The sequence below is a fragment of the Kitasatospora sp. NPDC032150 genome, assembly GCF_055579945.1.
The window spans coordinates 1-17,792 of sequence record NZ_JBVIMH010000051.1; the positions used below are offsets into that span (position 1 = coordinate 1).

General features: G+C 73.5%; 1 protein-coding gene and 1 pseudogene. Both read left to right on the plus strand.

The window, feature by feature from the left end; translation table 11 throughout:
• Positions 1 to 20: 20 nt before the first annotated feature.
• Positions 21 to 8,135 (plus strand): annotated as a pseudogene (locus ACZ5ON_RS33650) (type I polyketide synthase); the annotation flags it as partial.
• A gap of 49 nt (positions 8,136 to 8,184) precedes the next feature.
• Positions 8,185 to 17,790, plus strand: a complete 9,606-nt coding sequence (locus ACZ5ON_RS33655) for a type I polyketide synthase (RefSeq protein WP_465600736.1) — start codon at positions 8,185 to 8,187, stop codon at positions 17,788 to 17,790.
• Positions 17,791 to 17,792 lie beyond the last annotated feature (2 nt).

Here is a 17,792-nt window from a genome sequence, read left to right on the forward strand (position 1 = left end):
CCCAGCTGCACGTCCGTGGCGTGAGGGTGGACTGGCAGGCCGTGTTCGCGGGCACCGGCGCGCAGCGCGTCGACCTGCCCACCTACGCCTTCCAGCGGGAGCGGTACTGGCTGGACGCCGGTGCGCTCCAGAGCGGTGACGTCGCGGCGGCCGGCCTGGGTGCGATCGACCACCCGCTGCTCGGCGCGGTCGTCGGCCTGCCGGACTCGGACGGGCACCTCTTCGTCGGCCGCCTCTCCGTCGAGACGCACCCGTGGCTGGCCGACCACGCCGTGGCCGGCAGCGTACTGCTCCCGGGAACGGCCTTCGTGGACCTGGCGGTTGCCGCCGGTGACCAGGTCGGCTGCGCAGTGGTGGAGGAGCTGGCACTGGAGGCTCCGCTGGTCATCCCGGCGGCGGGCGCGGTACGGCTGTGCCTCGCGGTGGGTGCAACCGACGGGACCGGACGCCGCCCGCTGAGCGTCTACTCCCGCCCGCAGGAGGGCGCGGACGGTGGGACCGTCTGGTCCGGCAGTCCATGGACCGTCCACGCCACGGGTTTCCTGTCGGCCAAGGAGCAGCCTGCCTCGTTCGATCTGGTGGAGTGGCCGCCGGTGGGTGCGGAGCCCGCGCCGGTCGATGGGCTGTACGAGGGGTTCGCGGCGGCCGGGTTCGGCTACGGCCCGGTGTTCCAGGGGCTGCGGGCGGCCTGGCGGCGCGATGGTGAGGTGTTCGCCGAGATCGCGTTGCCGGAGGATGTGCGCGACACCGGGGCTGCGTTCGGTCTGCACCCGGCGTTGCTGGACGCGGCGCTGCACGGGGTGGCGCTGGGTGGTCTGGTGGAGGACACCGGGCAGGGCCGGCTGCCGTTCGCGTGGTCGGGGGTGTCGCTGTTCGCGGCGGGTGCCTCCGAGCTGCGGGTGCGGTTGGCGCGGGCCGGCGAGGATGCGGTGTCGCTGGCGGTTGCGGATGGTACGGGTGCGCCGGTCGCGTCGGTGGAGTCGCTGGTGCTGCGGCCGTTCGCGGCTGAGCAGTTGGCGGGTGCGGGCGGCGGGCACGAGTCGTTGTTCCGGCCGGAGTGGGTCGGTGTGGTTCTGCCGTCGGTCGAGGCGTCGGATGTGGTGACGGTGCTCGGCGCGGACGATCTCGGGCTGGAGGACGTCGAGCAGTTCGGGAACCTGGCCGAGCTGCGGGCGGCGGTCTCGGCCGGTCTGTCGGTGCCGGGGACGATCGTGGTCCCCGTGCTGCCGGAGGCCGACGGCGACGTGGCCGCCGCAACTCGCGCCGCCGTACACGATGCGCTGGCCCTGGTGCAGGAGTGGCTGGCGGAGGATCTGCTGGCGGACACCCGTCTGGTGGTGGTCACGCGCGGTGCGGTGGCGACCAGTGACACTGATGTACTGGACCTGCCCTCGGCCGCTGTGTGGGGTCTGCTGGGTTCGGCGCAGTCGGAGAACCCGGGCCGGATCGTGCTGGTCGACCTGGACGAGGAACCGGCCTCACTGCGCGCCCTGCCGAACGCCGTCGAGAGCGGTGAGCCGCAGCTGGCGCTGCGTGTGGGCAAGGCTTTTACGCCGCGTCTGGCGCGGGTCCCGGCGGTTGCCGAGGTCGAGCCGCTGGTGCTGGACCCGGAGGGTACGGTGCTGGTGACGGGCGCGACGGGCACGTTGGGTGCGCTGTTCGCCCGGCACCTGGTCGCGGAGTACGGCGCGCGTAGGCTGCTGCTGGTCTCGCGGCGCGGGGCTCAGGCCGAGGGCGCCGAAGAACTCGCAGACCTTCTCCGCGAGTTGGGTGCGGAGCCGGTCTTCGCCGCCTGCGACGTCGCGGACCGTGACGCGCTGGCCGCCCTGCTCGCCGAACACCGCCTGACCGCAGTCGTGCACACCGCCGGTGTCCTGGATGACGGCGTGATCTCCTCGCTCACCCCCGAGCGCATCGACACCGTGCTGCGCCCGAAGGTGGACGCGGCCTGGAACCTGCACGAACTGACGAAGCACCAGGACCTCTCCGCGTTCGTGCTGTTCTCCTCCGCCGCCGGTCTGTTCGGCGCGGCCGGTCAGGGCAACTACGCCGCCGCGAACAGCTTCCTGGACGCGCTCGCCCAGCAGCGCCGTACGGCCGGTCTCCCGGCGACCTCGCTCGCCTGGGGCCTGTGGGCCGAAGACGGCGGCATGGGCGGTGAGCTGGAAACGACGGACGTCCAGCGGATGGCGCGCGGCGGTGTCGCCGCGCTGACCACCGCCGAGGGCGTGCGGCTGTTCGACGCCTCCGTGCGTGCGGACCAGCCCGTGCTGGCGCCGATCCGGCTCGACCTCGCCGGTCTGCGCGGACAGGCCGAGGCCGGGACGCTGGCCCCGCTGCTGCACGGGCTGGTACGGACCCCGATGCGCCGCGCAGCAGCCGTCGCTGCCGCAGCCGGTCCCGACCGGTCCGCTCTCGGCCGGCGGCTCGCCGCGCTGGCCCCGGCCGAGCAGGACCAGGAGCTGCTCGACCTCGTCCGTACCCAGGCCGCCGCCGTGCTGGGACACAGCGGCCCGGGAGCGGTCGATCCCACTCGCGCCTTCCGTGACTTGGGCTTCGACTCCCTCACCGCGCTCGAACTCCGCAACGGCCTCAACGCGGCCACCGGGCTGCGTCTCCCCGCCACGCTGGTGTTCGACCACCCCAACCCCCAGGTACTCGCCCAGTACCTGCGCGCCGAACTGGTCGGCGGCCGCGAGGTGGACCGATCGGCCGTCGTCGCCGGCACGTTCACGGATGACGACCCGATCGCGATCGTCGCGATGAGCTGCCGGTACCCGGGAGGGGTGCAGAGCCCCGAGGACCTGTGGCAGTTGGTCTCGGCCGGGCGCGACGCGATCTCCGACTTCCCCACCGACCGTGGCTGGGACGTCGAGAACCTGTATCACCCGGACCCCGAGCACCCCGGCACCTCGTACACCCGCCGAGGCGGATTCCTGCACGACGCCGCCGAGTTCGACCCGACCTTCTTCGGGATCAGCCCGCGTGAGGCCCTGGCCACGGACCCGCAGCAGCGGCTGCTGCTGGAGACCTCCTGGGAGGCGTTCGAGCGGGCGGGCATCGACCCGGCGACCCTGCGCGGCAGCCGGACCGGCGTGTTCGTCGGCGTGATGTACCACGACTACGCCACCCGACTGCAGGACGTGCCCAGTGGCACCGAGGGGTATCTGGGCAGCGGTGGCGCGGGCAGCATCGCCTCGGGCAGGCTGTCCTACACCTTCGGGCTGGAGGGGCCGGCCGTCACGGTCGACACCGCCTGCTCCTCCTCGCTGGTCGCGCTGCACTGGGCCGTCCAGGCGCTGCGCTCGGGTGAGTGCTCGCTGGCGCTGGCCGGTGGTGTCACCGTTATGGCGACGCCGGGGACCTTCGTGGACTTCAGTCGCCAGCGCGGACTGTCGGCCGACGGCCGGTGCAAGGCGTTCTCCGACGACGCGGACGGCACCGGCTGGGGTGAGGGCGCGGGCATGCTGCTGGTCGAGCGGCTCTCCGACGCCCGGCGCAACGGGCACCCGGTGCTCGGCATCGTGCGCGGCTCCGCGATCAACCAGGACGGTGCCTCGAACGGTCTGACCGCGCCCAACGGTCCGTCCCAGCAGCGGGTGATCCAGCAGGCGCTGGCCTCGGCCGGACTGTCCGCCGCGCAGGTGGACGCGGTGGAGGCGCACGGTACGGGTACCCGGCTGGGCGACCCGATCGAGGCGCAGGCGCTGCTGGCCACCTACGGCCGGGAGCACTCGCACGACCGTCCGCTGTGGCTGGGTTCGGTGAAGTCGAACCTCGGCCACACCCAGGCCGCCGCCGGTGTCGCCGGTGTGATCAAGATGGTGATGGCGATGCGGCACGGCGTGCTGCCGCAGACCCTGCACGTCGGCGAGCCGTCCACCCACGTGGACTGGTCGGCGGGTGCGGTCTCGCTGCTCACCGAGGCGCAGCCTTGGCCTTCGGCGGGTGAGCCGCGCCGGGCCGGTGTGTCGTCCTTCGGTATCAGCGGCACCAACGCCCACACCATCCTCGAAGAGGCTCCCGCCGTCGAGCTCGACCCGTGCCCCGAGGAGCACCCCGCGCTTCCGCTGCTGCTGTCGGCCAAGACCCCGACTGCGCTGCGCGGCCAGGCACATCGGCTGCTCGAACACATCGCCACCCGACCCGAGTTGACGATCCCTGACATCGCCTACTCGCTGGCCACGGCGCGCACGCTCTTCGATCACCGGGCCGCCCTACTGGTGCGGGACCGCGACGAACTGCGCACCGGGCTGGCGGCGCTGGCGGACGGGCAGACCCCGCTGGAGGCCGCGGCGGGTGCCGGGACCACGACGGCGTTCCTCTTCGCCGGTCAGGGCAGCCAGCGGGCCGGTATGGGCGCCGAGCTGCACCAGGCACATCCGGTGTTCGCCGAGGCTTTCGACGCGGTCTGTGCGGAGCTGGACCGGCACTTGGACCGTCCGCTGCGTGAAGTGGTTTTCGGCGGGGAGGAGTTGGACCAGACCGGGTACACCCAGCCGGCGCTGTTCGCGATCGAGGTGGCGCTGTTCCGGTTGGTGGAGTCGTGGGGTGTGCGGCCGGACTTCCTGGCCGGGCACTCGATCGGTGAGCTGGCCGCCGCGCACGTCGCGGGTGTGCTCTCGCTTCCGGATGCTGCCGCACTGGTGGCTGCCCGTGGCCGGCTGATGCAGCAACTGCCCGCAGGCGGTGCCATGGTGGCGATCCAGGCGAGCGAGGGCGAGGTGGTGCCGCTGCTGATCGGCCGCGAGGACGAGCTGGGCATCGCGGCCATCAACGGCCCGAACTCGCTGGTGGTCTCGGGCGACGAGCGTTCGGTGCTGGAGCTGGCGGCGGACTGGGAGGCCCAAGGGCGCAAGACCAAGCGGCTCACCGTGAGCCATGCGTTCCACTCGCCGCTGATGGACGGCATGCTCGCCGAGTTCCGGAGCGTCGCCGAGGGCCTGACCTTCGCCGAACCGCGCATCCCGATCGTCTCGACGCTGACGGGGCAGGTCGCCTCGGCGGAGGAGCTGTGCTCTCCCGAGTACTGGGTGCGGCACGTTCGCGAGGCCGTCCGCTTCCACGACGCGGCGCGGACCCTGGAGCGCGAAGGCGTCCGCACCTTCCTGGAGTTGGGCCCGGACGGCACGCTCACCGCGATGGCACAGGAGAGCGTGGCCGAGGCGGCGCTGTTCATCCCGATCCTGCGCCGGGACCGCCACGAGCCGGAGACCGTCGCGACGGCGCTGGGCCGACTGCACGTGAGCGGCGTCCGGGTGGACTGGGCGGCGGTGTACGGCGGTACCGGCGCGCGGCTGGTCGACCTGCCCACGTACGCGTTCCAGCGTGAGCGCTACTGGCCGCAGACCGGCACCGGGCCGGTCGGCGATGTCGCCTCGGCGGGCCTGAACGCGGTCGGCCACCCGCTGCTCGGCGCCGCCGTGCCGCTGGCCGACGGTGACGGCTACCTGTTCACGGGGCGGCTGTCCTCCGCCGCGCAGCCCTGGCTGGCCGACCACGCGGTGGCGGGCAGGGTGCTGCTGCCCGGAACGGCCTTCGTGGACCTGGCGCTCGCCGCCGGTGACCAGGTCGGCTGTGGCCTGCTGGACGAGCTCACCCTCGAAGCGCCGCTCGTCCTGCCCGAGGAGACGCCGATGCAGCTGCAACTGCGTCTCGGAGCGGCCGACGGGACGGGACGGCGCACCGTCAGCCTGCACGCACGCGACGCCGGTGCGGCGGACGGCGATCCGTGGACGCGTCATGCGACGGGTGTGCTGGCCGAGGGCGCTGCGGAGGCACCCGCCGGGCCGGCCGAGTGGCCGCCGGCGGGGGCGGAGCCCGTACCGGTCGACGGGCTGTACGACGGGTTCGCGGCGGCCGGGTTCGGTTACGGTCCGGTGTTCCAGGGGGTCCGCGCGGCCTGGCGGCTGGACGGCGAGGTGTTCGCGGAGCTGGCGCTGCCGGAGGAGAGCCGGGACGAGGCGGGTCTGTTCGGTCTGCACCCAGCGTTGCTGGACTCCGCGCTGCACGCGGTGGGACTCGGCGGCCTGGTGGCGGACACCGGCCAGGGCCGACTGCCGTTCGCATGGAGCGGTGTGTGCCTGTACGCCTCCGGCGCGTCGGAGCTGCGGGTGCGGCTGGCGCGGGCCGGTGACGACGCGGTGTCGCTGACGGCGATGGACGGCGCGGGCGCGCCGGTCGCGTCGGTGGAGTCGCTGGTGCTGCGGCCGTTCGTAGCCGAGCAGTTGGCGGCTTCGGGCGGCGAGGACTCGCTGTTCCGGCCGGAGTGGACGGAGGTCGGACTGCCGTCCGCCGCGTCCCTGTCCGGCACCGTACTGCTGGGTGCGGACGTGCTGGGGCTCGGGCTCGGCGAGATCGAGCGGTTCGAGGACCTCGCCGAGCTGGTGGGCGCCCTGCCGGAGACGATCCTGCTCCCCGTGCGGTCCGAGGCCGGTGCGGACGCGGCCGCCGCGACGCACACCGCCGTGCGCGATGTGCTCGCCCTGGTACAGGAGTGGCTGGCCGAGGACCTGCTCGCGGACAGCCGGCTCGTGGTGGTGACCCGTGGCGCGGTGGCCGCCGGTACCGATGAGACGGTGTCGGATCTGCCCTCCGCCGCCGTGTGGGGCCTGCTGCGCTCGGCGCAGTCGGAGAACCCGGGTCGGATCGTCCTGGTGGACCTGGACGACGACCCGGCCGCACCGGGCCTGCTGGCAGCCGCCGTCGAGAGCGGAGAGCCGCAACTCGCACTGCGCTCGGGCAGCGCCCTGGCGCTGCGGCTGGCCCGCGCCCCCAAGGCCACCGAGGTCGAGCCGCCGGTGTTCGACCCCGAGGGCACGGTCCTGCTCACGGGCGCGACCGGCTCGCTGGGCCGGGTGGTGGCCCGGCACCTGGTCGAGCGGCACGGTGCGCGCCGACTGCTGCTGGTGTCCCGTCGCGGCGGAGCGGCCGACGGCGCGGGCGAGTTGGCGGCCGAGCTGTCGGCGCTCGGCGCCTCTGTCCACTTCGCCGCGTGCGATGTCGCGGACCGTGAGGCGCTGGCGGCGCTGCTCGCAGAGCAGAACCTGACCGCCGTGGTGCACACCGCGGGTGTCCTGGACGACGGCGTGGTCTCCTCCCTCACCCCCGAACGCATCGACGCGGTGCTGCGGCCGAAGGTGAATGCGGCCTGGAACCTGCACCAACTGACGAGGCATCAGGAAATCGCCGCCTTCGTGCTGTTCTCCTCCGCCGCCGGAGTCTTCGGCAACGCGGGGCAGGCAAACTACGCCGCCGCGAACAGCTTCCTGGACGCCCTCGCCCAGCAGCGCCGGGCCGCCGGACTCCCGGCGACCTCGCTCGCCTGGGGTCTGTGGGCCGAGGACGGCGGTATGGCCGGCGAGTTGGACACCGCCGACGTCCAGCGGATGGCGCGCGGCGGCGCGGTGGCGCTCACGGTCGACGAGGGCCTCGCACTGCTCGACGCTTCGGTCGCCCTGCCGGACGCCGTCCTGGTGCCGGCCCGGCTGGACCTGGCCGGGCTGCGCACCCAGGCGGTCGAGTCGGGCCACGTCCCGGCGCTGCTGCGCGGCCTGGTCCGGGTGCCCGCCCGACGGGCCGCGGCCTCGGCGGTGGGAGCCGACCCCGCGGCCGCGCTGCGGCAGCAGCTCAGCGGCCAGCCGGCGGACGAGCAGGAGCGCATACTGCTGGAGCTGGTGTGCGGGCAGGTCGCCACGGTGCTCGGCTACGCCGGCGCGTCGGCCGTCCAGCCGACGCACGCCTTCCGCGAGTTGGGCTTCGACTCGCTGACCGCCGTCGAGCTGCGCAACCGGCTGAACGCGGTCACCGGCCTCCGGCTCCCCGCCACGCTGATCTTCGACTACCCGAGCCCCGTCGATCTGGTCGGACACCTGCGGACGGCTCTCCCGCAGGACGGGGCGGAAGCCGCGCCGAACGTCTTCGCCGAGCTGGACCGGCTGGCCGAGGCACTCGAAGCGACGCCGGCCGACGAGGAGACCGGCACCAGGGTCACGCTGCGTCTGCAGGCCCTGCTGACGCAGTGGCGGGAGACCGTGGCCCCGGGCCGGGCGTCGGCCGACGACAACAGCGATCTCGACTCGGCCACCGACGACGAGCTGTTCGACCTCCTCGATGACGAGCTCGAAACTTCCTGACTGACCACGCGCGACCCCCTTTCTTTGCCGCAAGGAGCGGACGGACATGCTGAACGAGGACAAGCTGCGCGACTACCTCAAGCGCGCCACCGCCGATCTGCGGAACGCCCGCCGACGCCTGCGGGAGATGGAGGAGCGCGACCACGAGCCGATCGCGATCGTCGGGATGGCCTGCCGCTATCCCGGTGGCGTGGCCAGCCCCGAGGAGCTGTGGCGGCTGGTCGCGTCCGGCGGTGACGCCATCAGCGGCTTCCCGACCGACCGTGGCTGGGACGAGTCCTCGCTGATCGACGACGACCCGGACGCCCAGGGCACCAGCTACGTCAGCCAGGGCGGATTCCTGCACGACGCGAGCGAGTTCGACCCGGCGTTCTTCGGGATCTCGCCGCGTGAGGCACTCGCGATGGATCCCCAGCAGCGGCTGCTGCTGGAGACCTCGTGGGAGGCGTTCGAACGGGCGGGCATCGACCCGGCCGCGCTCAAGGGCAGCCGGACCGGCATCTTCGCCGGCCTGATGTACCACGAGTACGCCAGCCGGCTCGGCACCGTGCCCGAGGGGGTGGAGGGCCACCTGGGCACCGGCAGCTTCGGCAGCGTGGCCTCGGGCCGGGTGTCCTACACCTTCGGCCTGGAGGGTCCGGCGGTCACCGTGGACACCGCCTGCTCCTCCTCGCTGGTCGCCCTCCATCTGGCGGTCCAGGCGCTCCGGTCGGGTGAGTGCACGATGGCCCTGGCCGGTGGCGTCACCGTGATGGCGACCCCGGGCACCTTCGTGGAGTTCAGCCGCCAGCGCGGTCTGGCGACGGACGGGCGCTGCAAGGCGTTCTCGGACGACGCCGACGGCACCGGCTGGGGCGAGGGCGTCGGGATGCTGCTGGTCGAGCGGTTGTCGGACGCGCGGCGCAACGGGCACCCGGTGCTGGCGGTGGTGCGCGGCTCGGCGATCAACCAGGACGGTGCGTCGAACGGTCTGACGGCTCCGAACGGTCCGTCGCAGCAGCGGGTGATCCGCCAGGCGCTGGCGACCGCTTCGCTGACGCCCGCCCAGGTCGACGTGGTCGAGGCGCACGGTACCGGCACGACGCTGGGTGACCCGATCGAGGCGCAGGCGCTGCTGGCGACCTACGGTCAGGAGCGTGCCGCCGACAAGCCGCTGTGGCTGGGTTCGCTGAAGTCGAACATCGGCCACACCCAGGCGGCGGCGGGTGTCGGCGGCGTCATCAAGATGGTGATGGCGATGCGGCACGGGATGCTGCCGCAGACCCTGCACGTCGGTGAGCCGTCCACCCACGTGGACTGGTCGGCCGGTGCGGTGGAGCTGCTGACCGAGGCGCGGCCGTGGCCGGTGACGGGTGAGCCGCGTCGGGCGGCTGTGTCGTCGTTCGGGTTCAGTGGGACGAACGCGCATGTGATCGTCGAGCAGGCGCCGGAGGTGGTGGCGGGCGAGGAGGCGGCCGAGTCGCCGGTGGTCGGTGCGTCGGTGGTCGGTGCGTCGGTGGTCGGTGCGTCGGTGGTGCCGTGGGTGGTGTCCGGTCGTGGTGAGGAGGCGTTGCGCGGGCAGGCGGCGCGGCTGCGGGCCTTCGCGGCTGCCTCGCCGGAGCCGGATGCGCTGGGTGTCGGTCGATCGCTGGTGGCCGGCCGTGCGGTGCTGGAGAACCGGGCCGTGGTGCTCGGCGGCGACCTCGACGAACTCCGGCGCGGGCTGGACACCTTGGCCGCCGGCGGCGTCGCGGCCGAGGTGATCGAGGGCGTGGCGCCCGGGTCCGCGGGGAAGGTGGCGTTCGTCTTCCCGGGTCAGGGTTCGCAGTGGGCCGCGATGGGTGCCGAGCTGTGGGAGCAGTCTCCGGTGTTCGCCGAGCGGATCGCCGAGTGCGGGGCGGCGCTGGCGCCGTTCACGGACTGGTCGTTGGAGGACGTGCTGCTCGGCCGGGCCGGTGAGGCGTGGCTGGAGCGGGTGGATGTGGTCCAGCCGGTGCTGTGGGCCGTGATGGTCTCGCTCGCTGATGTCTGGCGTTCGGCGGGTGTGGAGCCGTCGGTGGTGGTGGGCCACTCGCAGGGTGAGATCGCCGCTGCGGTGGTCGCGGGTGCGCTGTCGCTGGAGGACGGTGCGCGGGTGGTGGCGCTGCGGAGCCGGGCGATTGCCGGTGGGCTTGCTGGCCGTGGTGGGATGGTGTCCGTCGCGCTGCCGGTGGAGGCGGTGCGTGAGCGGCTGACCGTCTGGGGCGAGGAGCGGGTCTCGGTCGCCGCGGTGAACGGGCCGTCGTCGGTGGTGGTTTCGGGAGAGCCGGCCGCGCTGGACGAGCTGATCGCCTCCTGTGAGGCGGATGGTGTCCGGGCGCGTCGGGTGCCGGTGGATTACGCCTCGCACTCGGCGCAGGTGGAGTCGATCCGTACCGAGCTGTTGGACGTTCTCAAGGACGTGACCCCGCGGGCGGGTAGGGTGCCGCTGCTGTCCACGGTGACCGGTGAGCTGGTCGACGGCTCAGGTATGGACGCGGAGTACTGGTACACCAACCTGCGCGCCACCGTTCGATTCGCCGAGGCCACGGCGGAGTTGGTGACGAACCACGGCATCGGCACCTTCGTCGAGGTCAGCGCACACCCCGTCCTGGTGACCGGGGTCCAGGAGACCGTGGAAGCGGCCGGACGCGAGGCCGTGACCGTGGGGACGCTGCGCCGCAACGAGGGCGGTGCCCGTCGACTGCTGGCCTCGTTCGCCGAGGCGTGGGTGCGCGGGGTCGCGGTGGACTGGCGGGCGGCCGTCTTCGCGGGCACCGACGCACCGCTCGTGGACCTGCCCACCTATGCCTTCCAGCGCCGTCGTTACTGGCTGGAGGCGCCGGCCGCGCCCGCCGCCGAGCATGACACGTCGCTCGACCCGGTGGAGGCGGAGTTCTGGGCCGCCGTGGAGAGCGAGGACCTGGCGTCCCTCGCGGAGTCGTTGGAGCTGGCCGACGACGCGCCGCTGAGCGCCGTACTGCCCGCTCTGTCCTCGTGGCGGCGGCAGCGCCGTGAGCAGTCCACCGTGGACGGCTGGCGCTACCGGATCACCTGGCAGCCGCTGGCCGACCTCCCCGCCCCCGTACTCTCCGGTACCTGGCTGCTGGTGGCCCCGGCCGAGGAGACCCCCTGGGCAGCGGCTGCCGCCGAGGCCCTCGCCCGGCACGGCGCGGAGGTCCGCCGGCTGTCGGTCGACGCCGCGGACCTGGACCGGGAGGCGCTGTCCGAGAGGCTGCGGACCGGCCTGACCGAGGCTCCCGCCGGAGTCCTCTCGCTGCTCGGACTCGTCGAGCGGCGCTGTGCCGACCACCCGGCCGTGCCCTTCGGCATGGCGGGATCGGTGCTGCTGCTCCAGTCGCTGGCCGATGCCGGATTCGAGACCCCGGTGTGGACCGCCACCTGCGGTGCCGTGGCGGTGAACCGCGCGGAGCGCCTGTCGAGCCCCACCCAGTCGCTGGTCTGGGGCCTGGGCCGGGTCGCCGCGCTGGAGGACGCACCGCGCTGGGGCGGACTGGTGGACCTCCCCGAGCAGGTGGACGAGCGCGGCCTGGAGCGGCTGGTCCGCGTGCTCGCCGGAACCGGCGGCGAGGACCAGCTCGCGGTGCGCCCGTCCGGGGTCTTCGCCCGCCGATTGGTGCACGCGCCCTCCGGCCCCGCGACGACGGAGAGTTGGCGTCCGAGCGGCACGGTCCTGGTCACCGGCGGTACCGGTGCCTTGGGTGCCCACGTGGCCCGTTGGCTCGCCCGCAGCGGCGCCGAGCACCTGCTGCTCACCAGCCGCCGCGGCCCGGACGCCGAAGGCGCGGACGAGCTGCGCGAGGAGCTGACCGCGCTCGGTGCCGCCGTCACCATCGCCTCCTGCGACGTGTCGGACCGTGAAGCGCTCGCCGGACTGCTCGCCGGGATCCCGGCGGACCGGCCGCTGACCGCGGTGATGCACACCGCCGCGGTGCTGGACGACTCGGTGATCCAGGCCCTGACGGTCGACCAGCTGGAGCGGGTGCTGCAGGTCAAGGTCGACTCAGCCCTGCACCTGCACGAACTGACGATGCATCAGAAACTCGATGCGTTCGTGCTCTTCTCCTCCTTCGCGGCCACCTTCGGGGCTCCCGGGCAGGGCAACTACGCGCCCGGAAACGCCTTCCTGGACGCCCTCGCCGAGCAGCGCCGGACCGACGGCCTGCCCGCCACCTCGGTGGCCTGGGGCCCGTGGGGTGAGGGCGGGATGGCCGAGGGCGGCGTCGGTGACCGGATGCGCCGGCACGGCATCCTGGAGATGTCGCCGGACCTGGCGGTGGCCGCGCTGCAGCAGGCGCTGGACCGGGGTGAGACGGCACTGACCGTCACCGACATCGACTGGCAGCGCTTCGCGCTCGCCTTCACCTCTGGCCGGACCAGGCCGCTGCTCTTCGAGATCCCGGAAGCAGTACGGGCGTTGGAGTCCACAGGCGGCGGGGTGGAGAACCAGGAGGCGGCCGGCGGCGCGCTCGCCGTCCGGCTCGCGGGTGCCTCGCCCGCCGAGCGGGAGCGGATCCTACTCGAGCTGGTCACCTCGCACGTCGCGGCCGCGCTCGGCTACCCGGGCCCGGAGGCGGTGGACACCGGCCGGGCGTTCAAGGAGCTCGGCTTCGACTCGCTGACCGCCGTGGAACTGCGCAACCGGCTCGGTGCCGCCGCAGGGATCAAGCTCCCGGCCACCCTGATCTACGACCACCCCAACACCCTGGCGCTGGTCCGCCACCTGGACGAGGAGCTGTCGGGCGCCGTGACCGGCCTGGCCGCCCCGGTCGTGGTGCGCGCCGCCGCCGACGAGCCGATCGCGATCGTCGGCATGAGCTGCCGCTTCCCGGGCGGGGTGCAGAGCCCCGAGGACCTGTGGCAGCTGCTGCTCGCCGGCGGTGACGCCCTGTCGGAGTTCCCCGCCGACCGTGGCTGGGACCTGGAAACGGTCTTCAACGCCGACCCCGACCACCAGGGCACCTCGTACATCCGCGAGGGCGGCTTCCTGCACGACGCCAGCCGGTTCGACGCGGCCTTCTTCGGCATCTCACCGCGTGAGGCGCTGGCGATGGACCCGCAGCAGCGCCTGCTGCTGGAGACCTCCTGGGAGGCGTTCGAGCGCGCGGGCATCGACCCCACCACGCTGCGCGGCAGCCGGACCGGTGTCTTCGCGGGTACCAACGGCCAGGACTACCTGGGCCTGCTGGCGTCGGCCGCCCACTCGGCCGAGGGGCATGTCGCCACCGGTACGGCGGCCAGCGTGGTCTCGGGCCGGGTGTCGTACCTCTTCGGCCTCGAGGGCCCGGCGATGACCGTGGACACCGCCTGCTCGGCCTCGTTGGTCGCCCTGCACCTGGCCGTGCAGTCGCTGCGGGGCGGCGAGTGCGACCTGGCGCTGGCCGGCGGTGTGACGGTGATGTCCACGCCGGGGACGTTCATCGAGTTCAGCCGGCAGCAGGGCCTGGCGTCCGACGGCCGCTGCAAGCCGTTCTCGGCCGCGGCCGACGGGTTCACCCCCTCCGAGGGCGTCGGGATGCTGCTGGTCGAGCGGTTGTCGGACGCGCGGCGCAACGGGCATCCGGTGCTGGCGGTGGTGCGCGGTTCGGCGATCAACCAGGACGGTGCGTCGAACGGTCTGACGGCGCCGAACGGTCCGTCGCAGCAGCGGGTGATCCGGCAGGCGCTGGCCGATGCCGGACTGTCCGCCGAGCAGGTGGACGCGGTGGAGGCGCACGGCACCGGCACCAAGCTGGGTGACCCGATCGAGGCGCAGGCGCTGATCGCCACCTACGGCCAAAGCCGGCCCGAGGGCCGTCCGCTGCTGCTCGGCTCGGTGAAGTCCAACATCGGGCACGCGCAGGCGGCAGCCGGACTCGCCGGTGTGATCAAGATGGTCGAGGCGCTGCGGCACGGTGTGCTGCCGGAGAGCATCCACCTCGACGAGCCCTCGCCGCACGTGGACTGGTCGGCTGGTTCGGTGGAGCTGCTGACCGAGGCGCGGCCGTGGCCGGTGACGGGTGAGCCGCGTCGGGCGGGTGTGTCGTCGTTCGGGTTCAGTGGGACGAACGCGCATGTGATCGTCGAACAGGCGCCGGAGGTGGTGGCGGGCGAGGAGTCGGCCGAGTCGCCGGTGGCCGGTGTGCCGGTGGTCGGTGCGTCGGTGGTGCCGTGGGTGGTGTCCGGTCGTGGTGAGGAGGCGTTGCGCGGGCAGGCGGCGCGGCTGCGGGCCTTCGCGGCTGCCTCGCCGGAGTTGGACGCGCTGGGTGTCGGTCGATCGCTGGTGGCCGGCCGTGCGGTGCTGGAGAACCGGGCCGTGGTGCTCGGCGGCGACCTCGACGAACTCGAGCTCGGACTCGGGGAGTTGGCCGCCGCTGATCCCGCCTCGCAGGTGATCCGGGGCATCGCCGGGTCTGCGGGGAAGGTGGCGTTCGTCTTCCCGGGTCAGGGTTCGCAGTGGGCTGCGATGGCGGTGGAACTCCTGGAGAACTCCGTGGTGTTCGCGGAGCGGATGGGGGAGTGCGGGGCGGCGCTGGCGCCGTTCACGGACTGGTCGCTGCTGGATGTCGTGCGCGGTGCGACGGGTGAGGCGTGGCTGGAGCGGGTGGATGTGGTCCAGCCGGTGCTGTGGGCCGTGATGGTCTCGCTCGCTGATGTCTGGCGTTCGGCGGGTGTGGAGCCGTCGGTGGTGGTGGGCCACTCGCAGGGTGAGATCGCCGCCGCCGTGGTGGCCGGTGCGCTGTCGCTGGAGGACGGTGCGCGGGTGGTGGCGCTGCGGAGCCGGGCGATTGCCGGTGGGCTTGCTGGCCGTGGTGGGATGGTGTCCGTTGCGCTGCCGGTGGAGGCGGTGCGTGAGCGGCTGACCGTCTGGGGCGAGGAGCGGGTCTCGGTCGCGGCGGTGAACGGGCCGTCGTCGGTGGTGGTTTCGGGTGAGCCGGCCGCGCTGGACGAGCTGATCGCCTCCTGTGAGGCGGATGGTGTCCGGGCGCGTCGGGTGCCGGTGGATTACGCCTCGCACTCGGCGCAGGTGGAGTCGATCCGTACCGAGCTGTTGGACGTTCTCAAGGACGTGACCCCGCGGGCGGGTAGGGTGCCGCTGCTGTCCACGGTGACCGGTGAGCTGGTCGACGGCTCGGGCATGGACGCGGAGTACTGGTACACCAACCTCCGTACCACCGTCCGTCTTCAGGAGGCCGTGGAGGCCCTGCTGGCGGAGGGCTACGGCACCTTCGTCGAGGTCAGCCCGCACCCCGTGCTGGTCATGGCGGTTCAGGAGAGCATCGAGCAGAGCAGCCGTGAGGCCGCCGCGTTCGGCACCCTGCGCCGCAACGAGGGTGGCGCCCGTCGACTGCTGGCCTCGTTCGCCGAGGCGTGGGCGCGCGGGGTCGCGGTGGACTGGCAGGCGGCCGTCTTCGCCGGAACCAATACGCCGCTCGTGGACCTGCCCACCTACGCCTTCCAGCGCCGTCGCTACTGGCCCGAGGCGGCCCGCGCCGAGGACCTGGCGGCCGAGCGTGACGGAGCCCTGGACCCGGCGGAGACGGAGTTCTGGGCCGCCGTGGAGAGCGAGGACCTGGCATCCCTCGCGGACTCGCTGGCGCTGGCCGATGACGCGCCGCTGAGCGCCGTACTGCCCGCACTGTCCTCGTGGCGGCGGCAGCGCCGCGAGCAGTCCACCGTGGACGGCTGGCGCTACCGGATCACCTGGCAGCCGCTGGCCGACCTCCCCGCCCCCGTACTCTCCGGCACCTGGGCCGTCGTACTGCCCGAGCGGCTGGCCGAGGAGGGCTGGGTGGCCCAGCTGACCCGCACGCTCGGGCAGCGCGGTGCGGAGGTGCTCAAACTCGTCGTCCCGGCCGGTGACCTGGACCGCTCCGGTCTCGACGAGCTGGTCCGCAAGCAGCTGGACGACGTGGTCGCGCCGGCCGGAGTGCTGTCCCTGCTCGCCCTGGAGGAAGAGCCGCACCCGGACCACCCGGGCCTGCCGTCCGGGCTCACGGGTACCGTCGCGCTGCTGCAGGCACTCGGGGACGCCGGCATCGAGGCCCCGCTGTGGTGCGCCACGCGCGGTGCCGTGGCGGTGAGCCGCAGCGAGCGGTCGTCCGGGATCGCCCAGTCGCTGGTCTGGGGCCTGGGCCGGGTGGCCGCGCAGGAGCAGCCGCATCGCTGGGGCGGTCTGGTGGACCTCCCCGAGCAGGTGGACGAGCGCGGCCTGGAGCGGCTGGTCGCCGTGCTGGCCGGTGCCGGGGTCGAGGACCAGCTCGCGGTGCGCCCGTCCGGGGTCTTCGCCCGCCGGTTGGTGCACGCGCCCTCCGGCGCCGCGACGACGGAGAGTTGGCGCCCGAGCGGCACCGTCCTGGTCACCGGCGGTACCGGTGCCCTGGGTGCCCATGTGGCCCGTTGGCTCGCCCGCAGCGGCGCCGAGCACCTGCTGCTCACCAGCCGCCGCGGCCCGGACGCCGAAGGCGCGGACGAGCTGCGCGAGGAGCTGACCGCGCTCGGTGCCGCCGTCACCATCGCCTCCTGCGACGCGGCCGACCGCGAGGCGCTCGCGGAGCTGCTGGCCTCCGTCGAGGTGTCGGCGGTCTTCCACACCGCCGGTGTCCTGGACGACGGGGTGCTCGACCAGCTGACGCCCGACCGGATCGCGACCGTCTGCCGTCCCAAGGTGGACGCGGCTCTCAACCTGCATGAACTGACGAAGCATCAGAAATTGGACGCTTTCGTGCTGTTCTCCGGAATCGCCGGCACGCTGGGCGACCCCGGACAGGGCAACTACGCGGCGGCCAACGCCTTCCTGGACGCCTTCGCCGGGCACCGCCGGGCCGAGGGCCTGCCCGCCACCTCGGTGGCGTGGGGCCGCTGGGGCGAGAGCGGTATGGCCGCCGACGGCATGATCGGCGACCGGCTGGATCGCGCCGGACTGCCCGGCATGGCCCCCGAATCGGCGATCGCCGCCCTCCAGCAGGCCCTCGACCTCGACGACACCGTGATCACGGTGGCCGACATCGTCTGGGAACGCTTCGCACCCGGCTTCACCGCCGTCCGCGCCTCCGCGCTGCTGGACGAGCTGCCCGCCGTCCGTCGTGCGGCGGCGAGCGCCGAAGCCGCCGCCCCCGCCGCGTCCGACGGCTCCGACCTGCGTCAGCGGCTGGCCCAAATGGCGGAACTGGAGCGCGAGCAGACGCTGGTGGACCTGGTGCGGGCGCACGCGGCGGCGGCGCTGGGACACCCGACGATGGACGAGGTGGGCGCCGGACGGGCCTTCAAGGAGCTCGGTCTCGACTCACTGACCGCCCTGGAGCTGCGCAACCGCCTGGGTGCCGCGACCGGACTGCGCCTCCCGGCGACGCTGGTGTTCGACTTCCCGACCCCGGCCGCGCTGGCGGCCCGCCTGCGGGCGGACCTGCTGCCCGCGAGTGACCAGCGGGGCGCGGCCTCGCTCGCCGACCTCGACCAGCTGGAGGCGGCACTGTCGACGGTCGCCGAGGACGAGGACACCCGCGCGGACGTGGCCGCCCGGCTCCAGGCCCTGCTGGCCAGGTGGAGCGGCGCCCCGCGCGAGACGGCGGCCGAGGTCGAGGTCGCCGACAAGCTGCAGTCCGCCTCGGCCGACGAGGTGTTCGCCTTCATCGACCAGGAGTTGGGCCTCTCCTGACC